At 64.3% G+C, this 20,986-nt stretch carries 18 protein-coding genes; 2 read left to right on the top strand and 16 right to left on the bottom strand.

The features are described 5' to 3' along the window. Nucleotides 1-79: 79 nt before the first annotated feature. Nucleotides 80-649: a TetR/AcrR family transcriptional regulator gene (locus HNQ66_RS17285; protein WP_184145475.1), complete on the bottom strand. Its 570-nt coding sequence runs from the start codon at nucleotides 647-649 to the stop codon at nucleotides 80-82. 178 nt (nucleotides 650-827) lie between these two features. Between HNQ66_RS17285 and HNQ66_RS17280 the strand changes: the two genes are divergently transcribed. After that, a complete protein-coding gene (locus tag HNQ66_RS17280; RefSeq protein ID WP_184145419.1) occupies nucleotides 828-1,226 on the top strand; it encodes a RidA family protein in 399 nt (132 codons plus the stop codon). Between the two features lie 3 nt (nucleotides 1,227-1,229). Here HNQ66_RS17280 and dnaE read toward each other — a convergent pair whose 3' ends face one another. Beyond that, entirely contained in the window at nucleotides 1,230-4,724 is a 3,495-nt protein-coding gene (dnaE, locus tag HNQ66_RS17275; protein WP_184145418.1) for a DNA polymerase III subunit alpha, read from the bottom strand. Between the two features lie 355 nt (nucleotides 4,725-5,079). On the opposite strand from dnaE, the gene HNQ66_RS17270 reads away from it, so the two are divergent. After that, on the top strand, nucleotides 5,080-5,652 hold the full coding sequence (locus HNQ66_RS17270; protein WP_184145417.1) for a hypothetical protein: 573 nt from the start codon (nucleotides 5,080-5,082) through the stop codon (nucleotides 5,650-5,652). A gap of 9 nt (nucleotides 5,653-5,661) precedes the next feature. On the opposite strand, the gene HNQ66_RS17265 is transcribed toward HNQ66_RS17270, so the two are convergent. From HNQ66_RS17265 to nuoH, 14 genes are all read right to left on the bottom strand, one after another. Then, nucleotides 5,662-6,348: an ABC transporter ATP-binding protein gene (locus HNQ66_RS17265; RefSeq protein WP_184145416.1), complete on the bottom strand. Its 687-nt coding sequence runs from the start codon at nucleotides 6,346-6,348 to the stop codon at nucleotides 5,662-5,664. Between the two features lie 13 nt (nucleotides 6,349-6,361). After that, nucleotides 6,362-7,657, bottom strand: coding sequence for a lipoprotein-releasing ABC transporter permease subunit (locus tag HNQ66_RS17260; protein WP_184145415.1), 1,296 nt, complete (start codon nucleotides 7,655-7,657; stop codon nucleotides 6,362-6,364). 254 nt (nucleotides 7,658-7,911) lie between these two features. Next, the gene (gene proS, locus HNQ66_RS17255) at nucleotides 7,912-9,240 is read right to left on the bottom strand and encodes a proline--tRNA ligase (protein WP_184145414.1); all 1,329 of its coding nucleotides are present in this window, start codon (nucleotides 9,238-9,240) and stop codon (nucleotides 7,912-7,914) included. Between the two features lie 719 nt (nucleotides 9,241-9,959). Next, nucleotides 9,960-10,226 carry a DUF1467 family protein gene (locus HNQ66_RS17250; protein WP_184145413.1) on the bottom strand — a complete coding sequence of 89 codons (267 nt, stop codon included), beginning with the start codon at nucleotides 10,224-10,226 and terminating at the stop codon, nucleotides 9,960-9,962. A 75-nt stretch (nucleotides 10,227-10,301) separates the two neighbouring features. Next, nucleotides 10,302-10,706: a methylmalonyl-CoA epimerase gene (mce, locus tag HNQ66_RS17245; RefSeq protein ID WP_184145412.1), complete on the bottom strand. Its 405-nt coding sequence runs from the start codon at nucleotides 10,704-10,706 to the stop codon at nucleotides 10,302-10,304. Between the two features lie 207 nt (nucleotides 10,707-10,913). Further along, entirely contained in the window at nucleotides 10,914-12,581 is a 1,668-nt protein-coding gene (locus HNQ66_RS17240) for a ribonuclease J (RefSeq protein WP_184145411.1), read from the bottom strand. Nucleotides 12,582-12,596: 15 nt separating this feature from the next. Continuing rightward, nucleotides 12,597-13,361 carry a biotin--[acetyl-CoA-carboxylase] ligase gene (locus HNQ66_RS17235; protein ID WP_184145410.1) on the bottom strand — a complete coding sequence of 255 codons (765 nt, stop codon included), beginning with the start codon at nucleotides 13,359-13,361 and terminating at the stop codon, nucleotides 12,597-12,599. Next, a complete protein-coding gene (nuoN, locus tag HNQ66_RS17230) occupies nucleotides 13,361-14,803 on the bottom strand; it encodes an NADH-quinone oxidoreductase subunit NuoN (protein WP_184145409.1) in 1,443 nt (480 codons plus the stop codon). The genes HNQ66_RS17235 and nuoN overlap by 1 nt, the downstream gene beginning before the upstream one ends. A gap of 18 nt (nucleotides 14,804-14,821) precedes the next feature. Further along, on the bottom strand, nucleotides 14,822-16,336 hold the full coding sequence (locus HNQ66_RS17225) for an NADH-quinone oxidoreductase subunit M (protein WP_184145408.1): 1,515 nt from the start codon (nucleotides 16,334-16,336) through the stop codon (nucleotides 14,822-14,824). Continuing rightward, the gene (nuoL, locus tag HNQ66_RS17220) at nucleotides 16,336-18,333 is read right to left on the bottom strand and encodes an NADH-quinone oxidoreductase subunit L (RefSeq protein ID WP_184145407.1); all 1,998 of its coding nucleotides are present in this window, start codon (nucleotides 18,331-18,333) and stop codon (nucleotides 16,336-16,338) included. The genes HNQ66_RS17225 and nuoL overlap by 1 nt, the downstream gene beginning before the upstream one ends. 7 nt (nucleotides 18,334-18,340) lie before the next feature. Next, nucleotides 18,341-18,649: an NADH-quinone oxidoreductase subunit NuoK gene (nuoK, locus tag HNQ66_RS17215; protein WP_184145406.1), complete on the bottom strand. Its 309-nt coding sequence runs from the start codon at nucleotides 18,647-18,649 to the stop codon at nucleotides 18,341-18,343. A 27-nt stretch (nucleotides 18,650-18,676) separates the two neighbouring features. Then, nucleotides 18,677-19,291, bottom strand: coding sequence for an NADH-quinone oxidoreductase subunit J (locus tag HNQ66_RS17210; RefSeq protein ID WP_184145405.1), 615 nt, complete (start codon nucleotides 19,289-19,291; stop codon nucleotides 18,677-18,679). 102 nt (nucleotides 19,292-19,393) lie between these two features. Further along, nucleotides 19,394-19,885 (bottom strand): NADH-quinone oxidoreductase subunit NuoI, encoded by a 492-nt coding sequence (nuoI, locus tag HNQ66_RS17205; protein ID WP_184145404.1) that lies wholly within the window; start codon nucleotides 19,883-19,885, stop codon nucleotides 19,394-19,396. A 36-nt stretch (nucleotides 19,886-19,921) separates the two neighbouring features. Continuing rightward, on the bottom strand, nucleotides 19,922-20,968 hold the full coding sequence (gene nuoH, locus HNQ66_RS17200; RefSeq protein WP_184145403.1) for an NADH-quinone oxidoreductase subunit NuoH: 1,047 nt from the start codon (nucleotides 20,966-20,968) through the stop codon (nucleotides 19,922-19,924). Between the last annotated feature and the right edge of the window lie 18 nt (nucleotides 20,969-20,986).

The following is a 20,986-nucleotide window of genomic DNA, read 5'->3' as shown; positions in this document are numbered from 1 at the left end:
CCGCTCGTTCTTCCGGCGCAGCGGCTCTTTTCGTTGCGTCCCTTGCCGAAACGCTGCAGCAGGAATTGCGCGCACCTCGTCAGGCAGGCCGGGCGAGGAGGCCCGTCGCAAGCGCCCGGAACACCTCGATCGCCTTCGGCAAGACGCCCTTCGGATCGTCGCTTGCCGCGATCCAGAGCGCGGCGTTGAACGCCATGCTGCTGAGGAGCCGGGCGGCCGCCTCGGCATCCACCGGCTTGAGCATTCCTTCGGCAACGAGCTGCTCGACCTTCGCCTGCGTGACCTGCAGGCAGTTGCTCTGGCTCGGCCATTGCGAGGGGTCGCCCAGCACGGCGGGTCCATCGAGCAGGACGATGCGCTGCACTTCGGGGTCGAGGGACATTTCGATATAGGCCGCCCCTTCCGCCAGGAGACCGTTCCAATCGTCTCCTGCACAAGCGCCGATCTGCTTGGCGCGTGTGGCCATCTCCGTGTCGATCTGATGCACGACCGCCGCCAGAAGACCACGCTTGTCGCCAAAAATATTGTAGAGCGCGCCGCGCGTCAGTCCCACATCGGCGGTCAGGTCGTCCATGGAGGCGGCCGCGTATCCCTTTTTGCCGAAGGCCTTGCGCGCCGCGCCGATCAGCTTGATCCGGTTTTCCTCCATCATCGCGATGCGTCGATTCACGCTTTCATCCTCATTCTTTTCATATACGAAACGTATATGAACTTGACATCGCGGCCGCGTACACCCAATTTCATATACGCAACGTATATTAAATTACGATCGTTGTGAAGCATCGTGGCCTCCCCGGCCCCTTCCACCCTTGAAAGAGAGATCAGCCATGACCCAGCGCGAAGCGATTTTTCCGGCGGGCAGACACGCCCTCTACGACGAGCACGGCTATTCGGCCGCGATCAAATCCGGCGACCTCCTGTTCGTCTCAGGCCAGGTCGGCAGCCGTCTCGACGGCACGCCGGAGCCCGATTTCGGGCAGCAGGTGCGCCTCGCCTTCCAGAACCTCGAAGCGACGCTCGCGGCAGCGGGCTGCACCTTCGACGACATCATCGACGTGACGTCCTTCCACACCGATCCTGAAAGCCAGTTCGGCACGATCCTGGCCGTCAAACAGGAGATCTTCGACACGCGCCCCTATCCGAACTGGACCGCGATCGGCGTGAACTGGCTCGCCGGTTTCGACTTCGAGATCAAGGTCGTGGCCCGCGTGCCGGCCGCCGCTTGAGCCTCACACCAGCTCCACGTCGAGAACACCCGGCGTGGAGCGCATGGCGGCGGCGATTTCGGGGGAGATGCGGAAGCGCTCGTTCAGCTCCACCTCGATCTCGCGCTGGCCGCTGTCCTTGATGACGATGAAGGAGACGAGGCCGTCGCCCTTGGTGTTGAGATGGGCGGCGATGGAGCGCAACGGGCCGCTGTCGCGCACGTAGACGCGCAGCGCCTTCTGCGTCTGCAGCGACTCCTCCTCCAGCGAGCGCAGCGTCTGGATACGAAGGCCGATACCTTCCGGGCGCTCTTCCGCCTGCACCGTCATCACCAGCGATTTGCCGGGCTCCAGCAGATCGCGGTACTGGTTCAGCATCTCGGAAAACAGCACCGCCTCGAACTGCCCGGAGGAATCGGAGAAGGCGACGATGCCCATCTTGTTGCCGGTGCGGGTCTTGCGCTCCTGCTTGGAGGTGACCGTGCCGGCAAGGCGGCCGGCCGTCGCGCCGCGCTTCACCGCCGCGGAAAAGTCCGAGAAGGTCTGCACGCGCATTTTGGCGAGGATCGGCGCATAGGTATCGAGCGGGTGGGCCGAGAGGTAAAAGCCGAGCACCTGGAACTCGCGGTGCAGCTTTTCGGACGCAAGCCAGGGCGTGTAGGACGGCAGCGTGATGACCTCCGGCCCGGTCGCCGCACCCATGCCGAAGATGTCGCCCTGCCCGCTCGTCTTGTTCTCCTGCGCGCGCTGGGCGGCGCCGAGCAGCCGGTCGAGGCCGGCGATCATGGCGGCGCGGTCATGACCGAAGCAATCGAAGGCGCCGGCGATGATCAGGCTTTCAAAGACGCGGCGGTTGACGAATTTCGGGTCGATCCGCGCGCAGAAATCTTCCAGACTCTTGAACGGCGTATCGCCGCGCACCTCGACGATATGCTGCACGGCCGCCTCGCCGACGCCCTTGATGGCGGCGAGCGCGTAGTAGATGCGGTTCTCGCCCGTCTCGAAATGGGCGAAGGAGGTCTGCACCGATGGCGGGATGACCTCGATGCCGAGACGGCCGGCATCCTGCCGGAAATCGTTCAGCTTGTCGGTGTTCGACATATCGTAGGTCATCGACGCGGCGAGGAACTCGACCGGGTAATGCGCCTTCAGATAGGCCGTCTGGTAGGAGACGATGGCATAGGCGGCAGCGTGCGACTTGTTGAAGCCGTAGTTGGCGAACTTGGCGAGCAGGTCGAAGATGAGGTCGGCCTGCGGCTTCGACACGCCGTTCCTGACAGCGCCGTCGACGAAGCGGGCGCGCTGCTTGTCCATCTCCTCCTTGATCTTCTTGCCCATGGCGCGGCGCAGAAGGTCGGCCTCGCCGAGCGAGTAGCCGGAAAGGACCTGGGCGATCTGCATCACCTGTTCCTGGTAGACGATGACGCCCTGCGTCTCTTTCAGGAGATGGTCGATCATCGGGTGGATCGACTCGATCTCCTCCTCGCCGTGCTTGCGGGCGTTGTAGACCGGGATGTTCTCCATCGGGCCCGGGCGGTAGAGCGCGACGAGGGCGATGATGTCCTCGATGCAGTCCGGCCGCATACCGATCAGCGCCTTGCGCATGCCCGCGCTTTCCACCTGGAACACGCCGACGGTCTCGCCGCGCGACAGCATGTCGTAGGTGAGCGTGTCGTCGAGCGGCAGGCTCTCCAGCTTCACCTCGATCTTGCGCTTGCGGATGAAATCGACGGCCGTCTTGAGGACGGTCAGCGTCTTGAGGCCGAGGAAGTCGAACTTCACGAGCCCTGCCTGCTCTACCCATTTCATGTTGAACTGGGTGACCGGCATGTCCGAACGCGGATCGCGGTACATCGGCACGAGCTTGGAGAGCGGGCGGTCGCCGATGACGATGCCGGCGGCGTGGGTGGAAGCGTGGCGGTAGAGGCCCTCGATCTTCTGGGCGATGTCGAGAAGACGCGCGACGACAGGCTCCTTCTCCGCCTCCTCCTGCAGCTTCGGCTCCTCCTCGATGGCCTTGTAGAGCGGCGTCGGATTGGCCGGGTTGTTCGGCACGAGCTTGCAGATCTTGTCGACCTGGCCGTAGGGCATTTCCAGCACGCGGCCGACGTCGCGCAGCGCCGCGCGCGCCTGCAGCGAACCGAAGGTGATGATCTGCGCCACCTGCTCGCGGCCGTACTTGCCCTGCACGTAGCGGATCACCTCTTCGCGGCGGTCCTGGCAGAAGTCGATGTCGAAGTCGGGCATCGAGACGCGTTCCGGGTTGAGGAAGCGTTCGAAGAGCAGCGAGAAGCGCAAGGGGTCGACGTCGGTGATGGTCAGCGCATAGGCGACGAGCGAGCCCGCGCCCGAGCCGCGGCCCGGCCCGACGGGGATGTTGTGCTGCTTGGCCCATTTGATGAAGTCGGCAACGATGAGGAAGTAGCCGGGGAACTTCATGCGCTCGATGACGCTGAGCTCGAATTCCAGCCGCTCGCGGTAATCCTTCTCCGTATAGCCGGGCGACAGGCCGAGCAGTTCCATGCGCCGGTCGAGGCCCTCGATCGCCTGGCGGCGCAGTTCCGCCGCCTCGGCGCGCTCGGCCTCCTCCGGGTCGCCCGTCGCGCCGGTGAAGCGCGGCAGGATGGGCGCGCGGGTCTTCAGCACGAAGGAGCAGCGCTGCGCGATCTCCACCGTGTTCTCCAGCGCCTCCGGCAGGTCGGCGAAGAGCTTCGCCATGTCCTTGCGGCTCTTGAGATAGTGGTCCGGCGACAGGCGGAAGCGATTGTCGTCGGAGACCATGGCATTGTGCGCCACCGCCATCAGCGCGTCGTGCGCATCGTAGTCGTCGGGCGCCGGGAAGAACGGCTCGTTGGTCGCGACCAGCGGCAGGTCCTCTGCATAAGCGAGGTCCACCATGCGCCGTTCGTGCTGCTTGTCGTAGCGCCCGTGGCGCTGCAATTCGATATAGAGCCGGTCGCCGAAGAGCCGCTTCAGCGCATGAAGCCGCGCCGTCGCGGCCGCCGGATGACCGGAGAGGAAGGCCATGTCGACGGGGCCGCCGAGCGCACCGGAAAGCGCGATCAGCCCCTCCGTACCCTCCTCCAGCCAGCTCAGGGCAATATGGATCGCCTGGCTGCCCTCGCCGCCGAGATAGGCCCGGCTGACGAGATCGACGAGCCGCGCATAGCCGGCATCGGTGGCGGCCAGGAGCACGATGGACGGCAATTTCGCAAGCTGCGACTGGCCGCCGCGCCGTTCCCCCTCGCCCTCGTCTTCCATGTCGATGGAAAGCTGGCAGCCGATCAGCGGCTGGATGCCCTCGCCGACCGCCTTCTGCGAGAATTCGAGCGCCGCGAACAGGTTGTTCGTGTCGGTGATGGCGATGGCCGGCTGCTGGTCGGACGTCGCCTTGCCGATGATCTTCTTGATCGGCAGGGCCCCTTCCAGAAGCGAGAAGGCCGAGTGGACGCGCAGATGCACGAAGCCCGGCGTTTCCGCGATCTTTTCGCCATCCGTCTTCAGAGCTTCGTCCGCCATCCGCATCGTCCTTCCAGTGAGAGGAAGAGCTTAAACGGATTCGCAGCCGTCTCGTCCAGCCGGTTCTTGGCTTTGCGCCCGCTTTCCACGCCTTGAAGGCGTGGAGACGATGCATTGGCGTCGGGGAAATGCGGTTCCGTCAGATTCCGAAGAGGATGACGGAGAAGCTGGCGAAGAAAATCGCCATGGAGGTGAATGCTGCAAGTTCGCGAAGAAAATCGGTCATTGTGGCTCCCTTTCCTTTTATGTTTTTATTTTGTTCTATTATTGTTCTCATGTCAACAGCTTTCCACAGCCCCTCTGGACCGGCGCTTTCCGGCGCAATAAGGTCGCCTCGACCAATGGAGGAAAAACGATGAAGCCGCTTGCCGCCGCCCTTCTGCTTGCCGCCGCGCTGCCCGTGAGCGCCCATGCCGCGGACTTTGCGGCAGACCGGGTCGTCGCCATGGCGAGCGGCGACTGGGACAAGGACGGCGCGGCGGACCTGGTGCTGGTGGCAAGGCCGGACGACGACAGCAGCGAGGACAACGGGCTCTACGTCTATCTCGCCAAGGCCGGGGAAAACCGGCTGACGCTGGCGCTCGCCCTGCCGAATTCCGTCTGGGGCAACTACACCCTCTACGGCCAGGAGCCGGAGCTTTCGGCGCTCGCCAACGGCTCCTTCACGCTGACGACGAAGAACGACGCGGTCGGGCGCGACCGCTGGCGCCAGTCGCTCACCATCGCCTACCGCAACTTCGATTTCATCGTCGCCGGCTATACCTATTCGGCCTATGACACGATCGACAACGGCACGCGGGACTGCGACCTCAACGTACTGACCGGCAAGGGCAAAAGCGGCGGCCGGCCCGTTGCGGGCACCGCGCAGTTCGTTCTGCTGAAAGACTGGAAGGACGAGATCGGCCGATCGATCTGCGGGCTGGAGTAGGCCCCGGGCCTACTCCATTTCACGCACGAGGCCATCCTCGATGGTCACGCGCCGGTCCATGAGGCCGGCAAGCTCGTGGTTATGCGTGGCGATCAGCGCGGCAAGGCCCGACTGGCGGGCGAGCGCTTCCAGCGCCTCGAAGACATAGCCCGCGGTTTCCGGGTCGAGGTTGCCGGTCGGCTCGTCGGCAAGCAGGACCAGCGGCGCATTGGCGACGGCCCTTGCGATGGCGACGCGCTGCTGCTCGCCGCCGGAAAGCTCCGAGGGGCGATGGTCGGCGCGGTGGCCGATGCGCATGTAATCGAGGAGCTGGGCGGCGCGCTCGCGCGCCTCCGCCCTGGAGAGCCCGCCGATGAGCTGCGGCATCATGATGTTTTCCAGCGCCGTGAATTCCGGCAGCAGGTGGTGGAACTGATAGACGAAGCCGATCTCGCCGCGGCGGATACCGGTGCGCTGGTCGTCGGAAAGCGCCGCGCAGGAATGGCCGTTGACGAAGACCTCGCCGGCATCGGGCTTTTCGAGAAGGCCGGCGATGTGGAGCAGCGTCGACTTGCCGGTGCCGGACGGGGCGACGAGCGCGACGGTCTCGCCGCTTCTCAGCGTGAAATCGGCCCCCTTGAGGATCGACAGCAGGGTCTCGCCCTGGCCGTAGTGCCGTTCGATGCCCTTGAGTTCCAAAGCGACGCGCGCAGCCATGCGTTTCTCTATCCTATTCGTAGCGGAGGGCCTGGACGGGATCCAGCCTGGAGGCGCGCCAGGCGGGGAAGATCGTCGCGAGGAACGAGAGCACCAGCGCCATGACGATGACCGAAACCGTCTCGCCGGCGTTCATGTCCGCCGGCAACTGGCTCAGGAAGTAGAGTTCGGGGTTGAACAGCGTCGTGCCGGAAACCCAGGAGAAGAACTGGCGGATCGATTCGACGTTGAGGCAGACGACGACGCCGAGAAGGACGCCGGCGAAGGTGCCGACCGTGCCGATGGCCGCGCCCGTCATGAAGAAGATGCGCATGATGGCGCCCGAGGTCGCACCCATGGTGCGCAGGATCGCGATGTCGCTGCCCTTGTCCTTCACCAGCATGATGAGGCCGGAGATGATGTTGAGCGCGGCGACGAGCACGATCAGCGTCAGGATCATGAACATGACGTTGCGTTCGACCTGAAGCGCGGAGAAGAAGGTCTGGTTGCGCTGGCGCCAGTCAGTGATGAAGATCTGCCGGCCTGCGGCCGCCTCGACGGGCTGGCGCAAGTCGTCGACCGCATCGGGATTGGAGACGAAGAGCTCGATCGACTGCACGATGCCTTCGGCGTTGAAATAGAGCTGCGCCTCTTCCAGCGGCATGTAAATGATCGAGGCGTCGTATTCCGACATGCCGATCTCGAAGATCGCCGAGACCGTGTAGGTCTTCACGCGCGGGTTGACGCCGAGCGGCGTCACGTCGCCCTCGGGCGCCACGAGCGTGATCTGGCTGCCGGCGGTGAGCCCGAGCGCCTCGGCCATGCGCGAGCCGATGGCGACCCCCGTGCCGGCGGCAAAGCCGACGAGGTCGCCTTCCTTGATATGGTCGGAGACGGCCTTCATCCTGGCGAGGTCGTCGGCGCGGATGCCGCGCACCAGCGCGCCCGTTCCGCCGCCGGCCGTACCCTGCGCCAGCGTCTGGCCCTCGACGAGCGGGATCGCCATGGTGACGCCCGGAATGGCGGCCAGCCGGTCGGCGAGCGCGGCATAGTCGTTCAGCGGGCTGTCGACCGGCTGGATGATCATGTGGCCGTTGATGCCGAGGATGCGCGAGATCAGCTCCGTGCGGAAGCCGTTCATCACCGCCATGACGATGATGAGCGTGGCGACGCCCAGCATGATGCCGATGAAGGAAAAGCCGGCGATGACCGAGATATAGGCTTCCTTGCGCCGGGAGCGCAGGTAGCGCCAGGCGACCATCCGCTCGAAGGCGGAAAACGGGCGGCTCTTCCTGAAGGCCTCGGTCGCTCCGCTTGCTGCGTCAGCCATGCTTCCTCCCCGTTGCCCCTCGGGCGATCTCATATGAAAAGAAGAAGTCGCTGTAGCGGCTGGCAATACCCCCCTCTGCCCTGCCGGGCATCTCCCCCACAAGGGGGGAGATCGGGTGGAGCACCGTTTCGCCCCTCTTCGACGCCACCACCGGAGCACTGCCCTTACGCCTTGCCGATCTCCCCCCTTGTGGGGGAGATGGCTGGCAGGCCAGAGGGGGGTGCGGCGGCGCTACGGGCATCGTTTCACCCGCTTCAGTTGCCGGACGTCAGGCGGTTGATGGCCGCCTCGATGGTCAGCGTCTCGCGTTCGCCGGTCTTGCGGTCCTTGATCTCGACCTCGCCGTTCGCAACGCCGCGCGGGCCGGCGATGACCTGCACCGGCGCGCCGATGAGGTCGGCGGTGGCGAACTTGGCGCCCGCGCGCTCGTCCTTGTCGTCATAGAGCACGTCGATGCCGGCCTTCTGCAGCGCGGCGTAGATTTTCTCGCAGGCCGCATCGCAGGCGGCGTCGCCCGACTTCATGTTGATGACGATCGCCTCGAAGGGCGCGATGGCCTTCGGCCAGATAATGCCGTTCTCGTCGTGCGAGGCCTCGATGATCGCCGGCACGAGGCGCGTCGGGCCGATGCCGTAGGAGCCCATGTGCACGGCATGTTCCTTGCCGTCCGGGCCCTGCACCCTGGCGCCCATGACCTCGGAATACTTTGTGCCGAAATAGAAGATGTGGCCGACCTCGATGCCGCGGGCCGAAAGGCGCTCGCCTTCCGGGATCGCCTCGAAGGCGGGTGCGTCGTGCATCTCCGAGGTCGCGGCATAGCGCGAGGTCCACTTGTCGAAGATCGCCTTCAGGCCGGCGACGTCCTCGAAATCCGTGTCCTCGGCGGGCACGTCGAAGCCCAGGAAGTCCTTGTGGCAGAAGACCTCCGACTCGCCCGTGTCGGCAAGGATGATGAATTCGTGGCTGAGATTGCCGCCGATCGGGCCGGTATCGGCGCGCATCGGAATGGCGCGAAGGCCCATGCGCGCGAAGGTGCGAAGATAGGCCGCGAACATGCGGTTATAGGCATGCTCGGCGCCCTCGCGGCTGAGGTCGAACGAATAGGCGTCCTTCATCAGGAACTCGCGCGAGCGCATGGTGCCGAAGCGCGGGCGGATCTCGTCGCGGAACTTGAGCTGGATATGGTAGAGGTTGAGCGGCAGGTCCTTGTAGGACTTCACATACGAGCGGAAGACGTCGGTGATCATCTCCTCGTTCGTGGGGCCGTAGAGCATGGGGCGCTCCTGCCGGTCCTTGATGCGCAGCATCTCCTTGCCGTAGGCGTCGTAGCGCCCGCTTTCCTGCCAGAGCTCGGCCGACTGCAGCGTCGGCATCAGGAGCTCGACGGCGCCGGAGCGGTTCTGCTCCTCGCGGATGATGGCGTTGACCTTGTCGAGAACGCGCTTTCCGAGCGGCAGCCAGGTGTAGATGCCCTGGGACTGCTGCTTGATCATGCCCGCACGCAGCATGAGCCGGTGGGAGACGATCTCGGCCTCCTTGGGGTTTTCCTTGAGGATGGGCAGGAAGAAGCGGGAAAGGCGCATATCGGGTTCCGGAGTGACTGATCCGCCCTATTTCGGGAATCGGGCAAAATGACGTTGATTTTCACGCGTTCATAAACGCTTCGCCAACGGAAGGAAACCCGCCACGCGGCGCGGGGCCGCCGGCGCGAAGCACTGTCCACCGCTGTCGGCGGCCCGGACAAATGTGGCAGAAAAATGGGGCCGCCAATAACGGAAATTGCGCGAAGCTTGTCAACGGAAAAATTTTATTCCAGTGTAGCAAAAATGCAAAAAAAGCGGATGACAACGCCCAATGTTTGGGCTAGTTTCACGCCACAAAATAGGCAGGGAGCAAAAATTCTTGCCAATTTCGCGGTCAAGTCTTGGGAGGATCAGATCTTTGGCGCGCGTAGACGCTGCCACCGCACAACGGATAGAGATCACGCGATACCTGTAAAACAAGGCTTTCAGCCTTGTTTTTTTTTGCTTTTCATACACGGCGGCATTTCTGCCGCAACCTTCTCCGCAAAGTCCATGCGTCAAAGACGCACAGCCGCCTTACCCTGCGGCACTCGGCCTCACGTTAGGAGAGGCAAAGTCCCTGCCCTCCGCTGCTTTTTCCAGCCCGAACGGGTCGGCGAAACGGGCTTTTCCGCCCGCTTAGCCGAGAGGCGCAAAGGAAGAGTTTTCCGAAAGAACGCGCGCAACGGGAATGACGTACTTCCCAGCCGTCGGGCTCCGTTAATCTTTAAGGCGGTGGCCTATTCGAAATCCGGATAGAGCTGCGGGATGGCGTCGAGGCCGTAGCCCGACTTCATCGCCAGGATATAGAGGGCGTAGACGATCGCCGAAATGCAGGTGGTGATCAGCACCACGCGGCCGCCGCGAAAGCGCGCCGGCGCGCTCGCCACCGTTCCCAGCACCACCTCCTCGGCTTCCGCCTGCGTCTTCAGCCCGAAGGGCAGGACGGCGAAGAGCGTGAGCCACCAGACGATGAAATAGACGGCGAGATAGGAAAATACCTGCATGGGCGAGCCTCCTGCGACGGGGCTCTTTTACGCCCCTTCCCCGCAAAGTTCAAACGGCGCGATGGCGGCGCGCTGTCACACCTGCTCGAGCTCGACCAGCGTGCCGAGGAAGTCCTTCGGATGCAGGAAGAGCACGGGCTTGCCGTGCGCGCCGATCTTCGGATTGCCGTCGCCCAGCACGCGCGCGCCGCTCGCCGCCAGCCGGTCGCGCGCGGCGAGGATATCGTCCACCTCGTAGCAAATGTGATGCATGCCGCCGGCCGGCGCCTTTTCCAGGAAGGCGGCAATGGGGGAGGCCTCGCCCAGCGGCTCCAGCAATTCCACCTTGGTGTTCGCCAGCTCGACGAAGACCACCGTCACGCCATGCTCCGGCAGAGCCTGCGGCGCGGAGACCCTCGCGCCCAGCGTATCGCGATAGGTCGCGATGGCGGCGGCAAGGTCCGGCACGGCGATGGCGATGTGGTTGACCTTTTCGAGCATGCTTTTCTCTCCGTGAGGCAAGTCCTTCGGGCAGCCCCTCATCCGGCTGCCGCCACCTTCTCCCCGCAAGCGGGGCGAAGGGGATGTTGCGCCGGCCTCCTCAAGCAATTCACGCAGCAAGAAGGAAAACTTTGCCGCTCGTTTCCTTCTCCCCGCTTGCGGGGAGAAGGTGGCCGGCAGGCCGGATGAGGGGCAACGCCAAGCGGATCAGACTTTCGTCAAGAACACCGTGACGACAGGCTTCTTGCCCCAGATTTCGTTCGCGGTGGAGCGGACGGCGCGGCGCACGGCCTCGCGCACCATTTCGAGGTCCTTGCGGCGGGCGCGCGGAATGCTCTCGACGGCGCCGAGCACGGCGTCGTAGAGCGTGTCGCCCATGTCCTCGCCCTCGTCGTCGAACTGCGGCAGGCCGAAGGGCTCCACCTCGGGATCGCCCATGAAATCGAAACGGCTGTCGAGCAGCACGCTGACGGCGACATGGCCGACGAAGGCGAGCTTGCGGCGGTCGCCGATGCCCATCTCCTCATAGTCGCCGATGAGGTTGCCGTCCTTGAAGATGCGGCCGTGCGGCGCCTCGCCGACGACCTCCGGCACACCGGGCGCCAGCCGCAGGATGTCGCCGTTGCGCACGCGCGGCACCTCGGCAATGCCCGACTGCGCGGCGAGCTCGGCATGGGCGACGAGATGCGCCGCCTCGCCATGCACCGGCACGACCATCTTCGGGCGCACCCAGCCATACATCTGCTGCAGCTCGTTGCGGCGCGGATGGCCGGAGACGTGCACCAGCGCCTCGGCGTCGGTGATGATGTGGATGCCCTGCTCGACGAGGCCGTTCTTGATGTCGTTGATCGCCTTCTCGTTGCCGGGAATGGCGCGCGAGGAGAAGATGATCGTGTCGCCGGCCGAGAAGGCGACGTTGCGCATCTCGTCGCGGGCGATCTTGGCGAGCGCGGCGCGCGGCTCGCCCTGGCTGCCGGTGAGGATGACGACGACCTTGTCGCGCGGGATATAGCCGAACTCGTCCTCGGCGATGAAGGGCTTGATGCCTTCCATGAGGCCGATGTCGCGCGCCACGTCCGTCACGCGCTTCATGGAGCTGCCGAGCAGCAGCACCTCGCGGCCGGCGGCCTCGGCGGCCCGCGCGATGGAGCGGATGCGCCCGACATTCGAGGAGAAGGTGGTGATGCCCACCCTGCCCTCGGATGCCTCGATGATCTTGGTGAGGCTCTCGGAGACCTCGCGCTCGGAGGGCGAGATGCCGTCGCGCACCGCGTTGGTGCTGTCGCAGATGAGGGCAAGGACGCCCTCGTCGCCGAGCTTGCGGAAGCGGGCCTCGTCCGTCAGGGGCCCGAGCGAGGGTTCGAGGTCGATCTTCCAGTCGCCGGTATGGATGACGGTGCCGAGCGGGGTCCTGATCGCCAGCGACATCGGCTCGGGAATGGAGTGGTTGACGCCCACCGCCTCGATCTCGAACGGGCCGAGGTTGATGCGGTCGCCCTGCTTGAAGATCGTCACCGGGATCTCGGTGCGGCTGCGCTCGTAGTCGCGCTTGGCCTCCAGCATGCCGGCGGTGAACGGCGAGGCGTAGACCGGCACGTTGAGGCCCGGCCACAGCTCGTTCAGCGCACCGTAATGGTCCTCATGCGCATGGGTGATGATGATGCCCTTGAGGTTCCTGCGCTCTTCGGCGAGGAAGCGGATATCGGGCAGAACGAGGTCGACGCCCGGCAGGTCCGGCCCCGGGAAGGTGACGCCGCAATCGACCATGATCCACTGGCGGTTCGTCTTCGGCCCATAGCCGTAGAGCGCCAGATTCATGCCGATTTCGCCGACGCCGCCAAGCGGCAGGAACACCAGTTCGTCTTCTTTTGCCATCGGGTTCAAACAGTCCTATCCAAAAAATACGTCGCCGGCCGCGATCAGCCGCGTGCCGCCGTCATCCGTCTCCAGTTTCAGGAGACCTGTATCATCAATTCCGGCAAAGCGCCCGGAAATAGAACGGTCGGGAAGATTGACCGTTATGTTTTCCCCGATGCCGCCGGCGACCGATTTCCAGCGCTCCATGACGGCCGAAATCCCGCGCCCGCGGTTCCACAGGGCAAGCGTTTCGGCCATCGAGCGGAAGAGCCAGGCGAAGAGCTCGTCCGGCGAGGCCGAGGCGCCGAAACCCCGCAGCGTCGCCACCGGATAGAGCCCGGCCTCCGGCGCCACGGCGACGTTGATGCCGCAGCCGATCACCACCGCATGGCGCCCGTCCGCAAGCGTCTCGCCCTCGATCAGGATGCCGCAGATCTTGCGGCGGTCGATGAGGATGTCGTTCGGCCACTTGATCAGCACGTCGGGGCTGTCCAGCGGCATGATGCGGCTGACGGCCTCCTGCACGGCGACGGCGACGGCGAGCGGCAGGGAGCCGAGCCGTTCCATCGGGGCGGGATCGATCAGGAGCAGCGAGGCATAGAGATTGCCGGGTTCGGAGAACCAGGCGCGTCCGCGCCGCCCGCGCCCGCCCGTCTGCCGGCCGGCGGTGATCCAGAGACCGGAAAGCGCGCCCTTTCGGGCGCGCTCCAGGCATTCCGTGTTGGTCGAGCCGACCTCTGCGAGCGCCTCGTGCCGGAAGTCGTCGAGCGACATCCGGCCGGGCATGTCTGCGCGCATCAGAAGAAGGTCCGCGCCGCAGCTTCGGCCGCGCTGCCGAGCGGCCCGCCGATCAGCACATAGCCGACGACGAAGAGGCCGGCGAGGCCGAAGACCAGCTTCAATTCGCCCGGCGTGCGGGCGAATTCGCCGGTGGCGTTGTCGAACCACATCACCTTGACCACGCGCAGGTAGTAGTAGGCGCCGACGACCGAGGCGAGGACGCCGATGATGGCGAGCGCATAGAGCTGCGCCTCGATGGCGGCCATGAAGACGAAGTACTTGGCGAAGAAGCCGCCCAGCGGCGGGATGCCGGCCAGCGAGAACATCATCGCCGTCATCGCCGTCGCCATGAAGGGGTTGGTCGCGGAGGCGCCGGCAAGATCGTCGATGTTCTCGACATAGCCGCCTTCCTTGCGGCGCATGGCGAGGATGCAGGCAAACGCGCCAAGCGTCATGACCATGTAGACCAGCATGTAGAGGACGACGCCGCGCACGCCCGCCATGGAGCCGGAGGCAAGGCCGACCAGCGCGTAACCCATATGGCCGATGGAGGAATAGGCCATCATGCGCTTGATGTTGCGCTGGCCGATGGCGCCGAAGGCGCCGAGCAGCATGGAGGCGATGGCGATGAAGACCACGACCTGCTGCCAGTCGGCGACGACCGGCTGGAAGGCGTCGATGACGATGCGCACCAGCATGGCCATCGCGGCGACCTTCGGGGCACCCGAGAAATAGGCCGTGACCGGGGTCGGCGCGCCTTCATAGACGTCCGGCGTCCACATATGGAACGGCACGGCCGAGATCTTGAAGGCGATGCCGGCGAGGATGAACACGAGGCCGAAGACGAGGCCGAGCGAGCGGCCTTCCGAGGTCAGCGCCGCGGCGATCTCGGCAAAGCCGATATGGCCGGTGAAGCCGTAGACCAGCGACATGCCGTAGAGCAGCAGGCCCGAGGACAGCGCGCCGAGCACGAAGTATTTCAGGCCCGCTTCCGTCGAGCGCAGGCTGTCGCGGTTGATCGCGGCAAGCACGTAGAGCGCCAGCGACTGGAGTTCCAGCGCCAGATAGAGCGACAGGAGGCTGTTGGCCGAGATCATCAGCAGCATGCCGAGCGTCGAGAGCACGATGAGCACGGGGAACTCGAAGCGGTCGAGCTGCTCGGAGCGGTCGTGGCCGACGGTCATCACCATGGCCGTGACGGAGCCGATCAGCGCCAGCACCTTCATGAACTTGCCGAAGGCATCGGAGACGAAGGCGCCGCCATAGGCCTCGCCCTCGCCCGTCGCAAGGACGAGCCAGAGGCCGGAGATGATCAGCAGGGCGACGGCGAGCCCGGTGACGATCGTTCCCGACCGTTCGCCGGAGAAGACACCGATCATCAGCAGGACCAGGCCGCCGACGGCGAGGATGATCTCCGGCGTCGAGAGATGAAGGCTGGCAAGGATTGTATCAGCGGTCATTGTCTTCCAGTCCCGTCGTCAGTTCGCCAGGAGCGCAACGGATTGCTGCGCCGCCTGCAGAGCCGCGGAATAGTGATTGAGGAGCGCGTCGACCGAGGCCGCCGTCACGTCGAAGACGGGCGCGGGGTAGACACCGAAGAAGATCGTCAGGATCAAGAGCGGATAGAGAAGCAGCTTCTCGCGGCCGGAAAGGTCGGGCAGCGATTTCAGGCTTTCCTTCTCCAGCGCGCCGAAGATGATGCGGCGGTAGAGCCACAGCGCATAGGAGGCCGACAGGATGACGCCCGTCGTGGCGAAGAGCGCGACCCAGGTATTGGCGCGGAAGGCGCCGAGCAGGGTCGTGATTTCGCCGACGAAGCCGGACGTGCCCGGAAGGCCGACATTGGCCATGGTGAAGACCATGAAGGCGACGGCATATTTCGGCATGTTGTTGACGAGGCCGCCATAGGCCGCGATCTCGCGGGTGTGCAGCCGGTCGTAGACGACGCCGACGCACAGGAACAGCGCGCCGGAGACGAGGCCGTGCGAGAGCATCTGGTAGATGGCGCCCTGCAGGCCCTGCACGTTCGCCGCGAAGATGCCCATGGTGACGTAGCCCATGTGCGCGACCGACGAATAGGCGATCAGCTTCTTCATGTCGTCCTGCATCATCGCGACCAGCGAGGTGTAGATAATGGCGATGACCGAAAGCGTGAAGACGAAGGGCGCGAAATAGTCGGAGGCGAGCGGGAACATGGCGAGCGAGAAGCGGATCAGGCCGTAGCCGCCGAGCTTCAGGAGAACGCCCGCCAGGATGACGGAGCCGGCCGTCGGCGCCTGGACGTGCGCGTCCGGAAGCCAGGTATGCACCGGCCACATCGGCATCTTCACCGCGAAGGAGGCGAAGAAGGCGAGCCACAGCCAGGTCTGCATATGCGCCGGGAAATTATAGGCGAGCAGTTCCGTGATGTCCGTCGTGCCGGCCTGCCAGTACATCGCCATGATGGCGAGCAGCATCAGCACCGAGCCGAGCAGCGTATAGAGGAAGAACTTGTAGGATGCGTAGACGCGATCCTTGCCGCCCCACACGCCGATGATGATGAACATCGGAATGAGGCCCGCCTCGAAGAAGACGTAGAAGAGGACGATGTCGAGCGAGACGAACACGCCGACCATGAACACTTCCAGGAGCAGGAAGGCGATCATGTATTCCTTCAGGCGCTTCTCGATGGTGTTCCAGCTTGCGAGCACGCAGAACGGCATCAGGAAGGTCGTCAGGATGACGAACAGCATGGAGATGCCGTCGACGCCGAGATGGTAGGAAATGCCGGTGCCGAGCCATTCGTGCTTCTCGGTCATCTGGAAGCCGGGGTTCGACGCATCGAAGCCCGTCCAGATGAAGAGCGAGAGGACGAAGGTGAAGACCGTCGTCAGCAGCGAGACGTTCAGGATGTTGCGGCGCCCGTAGGGGCTGTCTTCACGCGTCAGCAGCAGAAGCGCCACGCCGACGAGCGGGAGAAAGGTGACCGCTGAAAGAATGGGCCAATCGGTCATCAGATGGAACTCCCGAGCATCATCCAGGTGACGAGTGCTGCAATACCCAGCAGCATCGCGAATGCGTAGTGATAGAGGTAGCCGGTCTGGAGGCGCACGACGCGGTCGGTGACGTCCACGACGCGGGCGGCGATGCCGTTCGGGCCGAGCCCGTCGATGACGGCGCCGTCGCCCTTCTTCCAGAGGAACTTGCCGAGCCGCTTGGCCGGGCGGACGAAGAGGAAGTCGTACAATTCGTCGAAGTACCACTTGTTGAGCAGGAACTGGTAGAGGCCGCGATGCTGCTCGGCAAGGTACTTCGGCGTTTCCGGCGAGCGGATGTACATGTACCAGGCCAGCACGAAGCCGACGGCCATGGCGACGAACGAGCTCCACTTCACCCAGATCGGGACGTTGTGGAATTCGTGGACGAGATGGTTGTCGGGGAGCGTGAAGAGCGCGCCCTGCCAGAATTCGTCATAGTGGTGGCCGTAGAAATACTGCACGAACAGGACGCCGGCGAGGACGGCGCCCGCGCCGAGGATGTAGAGCGGCACCAGCATGACGGCCGGCGATTCATGGACATGGTGCATGACGTCGGCGGAAGCGCGCGGCTTGCCGAAGAAGGTCATGAACGCCAGGCGCCAGGAATAGAAGCTCGTGAAGAGCGCGGCGATGACCAGCAGCGCGAAGGCGAAGCCGGAAAGCGGGCTTTCCGAGGCGAACGAGCTCTCGATGATCGCGTCCTTCGAGAAGAAGCCGGCAAAGCCGATGACGGTGCCCGGGATGCCGACGCCGGTCAGCGCCAGCGTACCGATGGTCATCATCCAGAAGGTGACCGGGATGTGCTTCCTGAGGCCGCCCATGTAGCGCATGTCCTGCTCGCCGTCGACCGCGTGGATGACCGAGCCGGCGCCGAGGAACAGGAGCGCCTTGAAGAAGGCGTGCGTGAAGAGGTGGAAGATCGCCGCGCCGTAGGCGCCGATGCCGAGCGCCACGAACATGTAGCCGAGCTGCGAGCAGGTCGAATAGGCGATGACGCGCTTGATGTCGTTCTGCACGAGGCCGACCGTCGCGGCGAAGAAGGCGGTGATGGCGCCGACCAGCGTCACGACCATGAGGGCGGTGTGCGACAGTTCGAAGAGCGGCGACATGCGGGCGACGAGGAAGACGCCGGCGGTGACCATGGTGGCGGCATGGATGAGGGCCGAGACCGGGGTCGGGCCTTCCATGGCGTCCGGCAGCCAGGTGTGCAGCAGGAACTGCGCCGACTTGCCCATCGCGCCCATGAAGAGCAGGAGGCAGGTGGCGGTCAGCGCCTGCGACTTGTCGAGCGTCATGCCGAAGAGGTTGATGACGGGCTCTGCGGCGTCCGCCGCGCCTTCGGCCGGCAGGTAGCTCGCTGCGGCGGCGAAGATCGTCTCGAAATTGACCGAGCCGAACAGCACGAAGACGCAGAAGATGCCGAGCGCGAAGCCGAAGTCGCCGACGCGGTTGACGATGAAGGCCTTCATGGCGGCAGCGCAGGCCGACGGCTTCTTGTACCAGAAGCCGATCAGCAGGTACGAGGCGAGGCCTACGCCCTCCCAGCCGAAGAACATCTGGAAGAGGTTGTCCGACGTCACCAGCATGAGCATGGCGAAGGTGAAGAGCGAGAGATAGGCGAAGAAGCGCGGCCGGTTCGGATCGTGGTGCATGTAGCCGATCGAATAGACGTGCACGAGCGTGGAGACCGTGTTCACGACGACGAACATGACGGCCGTCAGAGTATCGACGCGGAAGGCCCATTCGACGTCGAGGCCGCCGCTCTGGATCCAGCGCAGCACGCTGACCTTGAGCATCTCCGTCTCGCCGAGCGCGACATGGAAGAAGACGATCCACGACAGCACGGCCACGAGGATCATGAGGCCGGAGGTCACGTATTCCGACGCCTTGGCGCCGATGGTGTTGCCACCGAGGCCGGCGATCAGGAAGCCGATCAGCGGGAGGAAGACGATTGCCTTGATGATGGTATCCATGACCCGATCAGCCCTTCATCATATTGACGTCTTCGACGGCGATCGAACCGCGGTTACGGTAGAAGACGACGAGAATTGCAAGACCGATGGCCGCTTCCGCGGCCGCGACGGTCAGAATGAACAGCGCGAAGACCTGGCCGACGATGTCGTTCAGGAAGTGCGAGAACGCGACCATGTTGATGTTGACCGACAGCAGGATCAATTCGACCGACATCAGGATGACGATGACGTTCTTCCGGTTCAGGAAGATGCCGAAGACGCCGAGCATGAAGAGGATCGCGCTGACGGTGAGGTAGTGGGAAATACCGATTTCCATGATGCTTTTCCTTGGTCTCTCGCGGCCTCAGATACCCTGGCCCGGCTTCACCTTGACCACCTCGACGGCGGTTTCGGGCGTGCGGGCGACCTGCCTGGAAATATCCTGGCGCTTGATGTGCTCGCGGTGGCGCAGCGTCAGCACGATCGCGCCGATCATGGCGACGAGCAGCACGAGGCCGGCAAGCTGGAAGAAGTAGACGTAGTTCGTATAGAGCACGTCGCCGAGGGCGGCCGTGTTCGTGCGCTCGGTGACCGGCGGGATAGGCACGGCCGCACTGGCGGCGATCTCCGGCGAGAGCGTCGAGCCGCCGATGACGATGATGAGCTCGATGGCGAGGATGACGCCGATCAGTGCGCCGACCGGGGCATATTCGAGGGCCCCCGCGCGCAGCTCGGCGAAATCGATGTCCAGCATCATGACGACGAAGAGGAAGAGAACCGCCACGGCCCCGACATAGACGACCAGCAGGATCATCGCCAGGAACTCGGCGCCCGTCAGAAGGAAGAGGCCCGCCGAATTGAAGAAGGTGAGGATCAGGAACAGCACGGAATAGACCGGGTTCCTGGACGCGATCACCATGAAGGCGGACGCCACCGCCACGAAGGCGAAGAGATAGAAGAATAGAGCCTGCAGACCCATTTTGGTGCCTTTTCGTCTTCCCCGGAGAAGGTTCCCCCTCCCCCGTCGAAGCCTGACGACCTCGCCGCCAGGCACTTCAGTTCATTCATGCCCAGCCGCCGGTCAGCGGTAAGGCGAGTCCATAGCGATGTTGCGGGCGATTTCCCGCTCCCAGCGGTCGCCGTTGTCGAGCAGCTTCTGCTTGTCGTAGTAGAGCTCCTCGCGCGTCTCGGTCGAGAACTCGAAGTTCGGCCCTTCGACGATGGCGTCGACCGGGCAGGCCTCCTGGCAGAAACCGCAATAGATGCACTTCACCATGTCGATGTCGTAGCGCACGGTGCGGCGCGTGCCGTCGTTGCGGCGCGGCCCCGCCTCGATGGTGATGGCCTGGGCCGGACAGATGGCCTCGCACAGCTTGCAGGCGATGCAGCGTTCCTCGCCGTTGGGATAGCGGCGCAGCGCATGCTCGCCGCGGAAGCGCGGGGAGACCGGGCCCTTTTCGAAGGGATAGTTCACTGTCGCCTTCGCGCGGAAGAAGTAGCGCATCGACAGGGCGAAAGCGGCCACGAATTCCTTGAGGAACAGCGAATTTGCGGCTTGCGAAAGACTAGCCATTTCAAGCTCCAATGCTGCCGAGGTTCAGGGCGGTCCTCATGCGGACCAGCCCGTGAGCTTCAGCACGAATGCAACGATGACGACCATGGCGAGCGAGATCGGAAGGAAGACCTTCCAGCCGAGGCGCATGAGCTGGTCGTAGCGATAGCGCGGCACGAAGGCCTTCACCATCGCGAACATGAAGAAGACGAAACCGGCCTTGAGGACGAACCAGACGATGCCCGGGACCCAATTGAGGAACCAGACGTCGACCGGGGGTAGCCAGCCGCCGAGGAAGAGGATCGTCGTCAGCGCGCACATCAGGCAGATGGCCGCATATTCGCCGAGCATGAACATCATGTACGGGGTCGAGCCGTACTCGACCATGAAGCCGGCGACGAGTTCGGATTCGGCTTCCGGAAGGTCGAAGGGCGGGCGGTTCGTCTCGGCAAGCGCCGAAATGAAGAACACGATGAACATCGGGAACAGCGACAGCCAGTGCCAGTCGAGGAAGGACGCCGGCAGGCCGAGGCGCGTGCCGAGGCCGTCATGCTGCGAATTGACGATGTCGGTGAGGTTCAGCGAGCCGACGCAGAGCAGAACGGTGACGATGACGAAGCCGATGGAGACCTCGTAGGAGACCATCTGCGCGGCCGAGCGCAGCGCGCCGAGGAACGGGTACTTCGAGTTCGAAGCCCAGCCGCCCATGATGATGCCGTACACTTCCAGCGAGGAGATCGCGAAGATGTAGAGGATGCCGACATTGATGTTGGCGATCACCCAGCCGTCGTTGAGCGGCACGACCGCCCAGGTGGCGAGCGCGAGCGTCACGGAGACGAGCGGGGCGAGCAGGAAGATCACCTTGTTGGCCGTCGCCGGGATCACCGGCTCCTTGAAGACGAACTTCAAGAGGTCGGCGAAGGACTGGAACAGGCCCCAGGGGCCGACGACGTTCGGGCCGCGGCGAAGCTGCACGGCCGCCCAGATCTTGCGGTCGGCAAGAAGGATGTAGGCGATGAAGATCAGCAGCGCGACCAGCAGCAGGAGCGACTGGCCGATCATGATCGCGGCAGGCCAAACGTAGGTCGAAACGAAAGCGTCCATAATGCTTTATCCCTTCGC

It is taken from the genome of Shinella fusca (genome assembly GCF_014203155.1).
Classification (GTDB): domain Bacteria; phylum Pseudomonadota; class Alphaproteobacteria; order Rhizobiales; family Rhizobiaceae; genus Shinella; species Shinella fusca.
The sequence above is the reverse complement of the archived record's forward strand: the minus strand, read 5'-3'. Positions and strand labels throughout refer to the sequence as shown.

Excerpts from the sequence above, each read along its gene's own strand:
- HNQ66_RS17285 (WP_184145475.1), bottom strand. The coding sequence starts at position 649 with ATGGAGGAAAACCGGATCAAGCTGATCGGCGCGGCGCGCAAGGCCTTC.
- HNQ66_RS17280 (WP_184145419.1), top strand. The coding sequence starts at position 828 with ATGACCCAGCGCGAAGCGATTTTTCCGGCGGGCAGACACGCCCTCTAC.
- dnaE (WP_184145418.1), bottom strand. The coding sequence starts at position 4,724 with ATGGCGGACGAAGCTCTGAAGACGGATGGCGAAAAGATCGCGGAAACG.
- HNQ66_RS17270 (WP_184145417.1), top strand. The coding sequence starts at position 5,080 with ATGAAGCCGCTTGCCGCCGCCCTTCTGCTTGCCGCCGCGCTGCCCGTG.
- HNQ66_RS17265 (WP_184145416.1), bottom strand. The coding sequence starts at position 6,348 with ATGGCTGCGCGCGTCGCTTTGGAACTCAAGGGCATCGAACGGCACTAC.
- HNQ66_RS17260 (WP_184145415.1), bottom strand. The coding sequence starts at position 7,657 with ATGGCTGACGCAGCAAGCGGAGCGACCGAGGCCTTCAGGAAGAGCCGC.
- proS (WP_184145414.1), bottom strand. The coding sequence starts at position 9,240 with ATGCGCCTTTCCCGCTTCTTCCTGCCCATCCTCAAGGAAAACCCCAAG.
- HNQ66_RS17250 (WP_184145413.1), bottom strand. The coding sequence starts at position 10,226 with ATGCAGGTATTTTCCTATCTCGCCGTCTATTTCATCGTCTGGTGGCTC.
- mce (WP_184145412.1), bottom strand. The coding sequence starts at position 10,706 with ATGCTCGAAAAGGTCAACCACATCGCCATCGCCGTGCCGGACCTTGCC.
- HNQ66_RS17240 (WP_184145411.1), bottom strand. The coding sequence starts at position 12,581 with ATGGCAAAAGAAGACGAACTGGTGTTCCTGCCGCTTGGCGGCGTCGGC.
- HNQ66_RS17235 (WP_184145410.1), bottom strand. The coding sequence starts at position 13,361 with ATGCGCGCAGACATGCCCGGCCGGATGTCGCTCGACGACTTCCGGCAC.
- nuoN (WP_184145409.1), bottom strand. The coding sequence starts at position 14,803 with ATGACCGCTGATACAATCCTTGCCAGCCTTCATCTCTCGACGCCGGAG.
- HNQ66_RS17225 (WP_184145408.1), bottom strand. The coding sequence starts at position 16,336 with ATGACCGATTGGCCCATTCTTTCAGCGGTCACCTTTCTCCCGCTCGTC.
- nuoL (WP_184145407.1), bottom strand. The coding sequence starts at position 18,333 with ATGGATACCATCATCAAGGCAATCGTCTTCCTCCCGCTGATCGGCTTC.
- nuoK (WP_184145406.1), bottom strand. The coding sequence starts at position 18,649 with ATGGAAATCGGTATTTCCCACTACCTCACCGTCAGCGCGATCCTCTTC.
- HNQ66_RS17210 (WP_184145405.1), bottom strand. The coding sequence starts at position 19,291 with ATGGGTCTGCAGGCTCTATTCTTCTATCTCTTCGCCTTCGTGGCGGTG.
- nuoI (WP_184145404.1), bottom strand. The coding sequence starts at position 19,885 with ATGGCTAGTCTTTCGCAAGCCGCAAATTCGCTGTTCCTCAAGGAATTC.
- nuoH (WP_184145403.1), bottom strand. The coding sequence starts at position 20,968 with ATGGACGCTTTCGTTTCGACCTACGTTTGGCCTGCCGCGATCATGATC.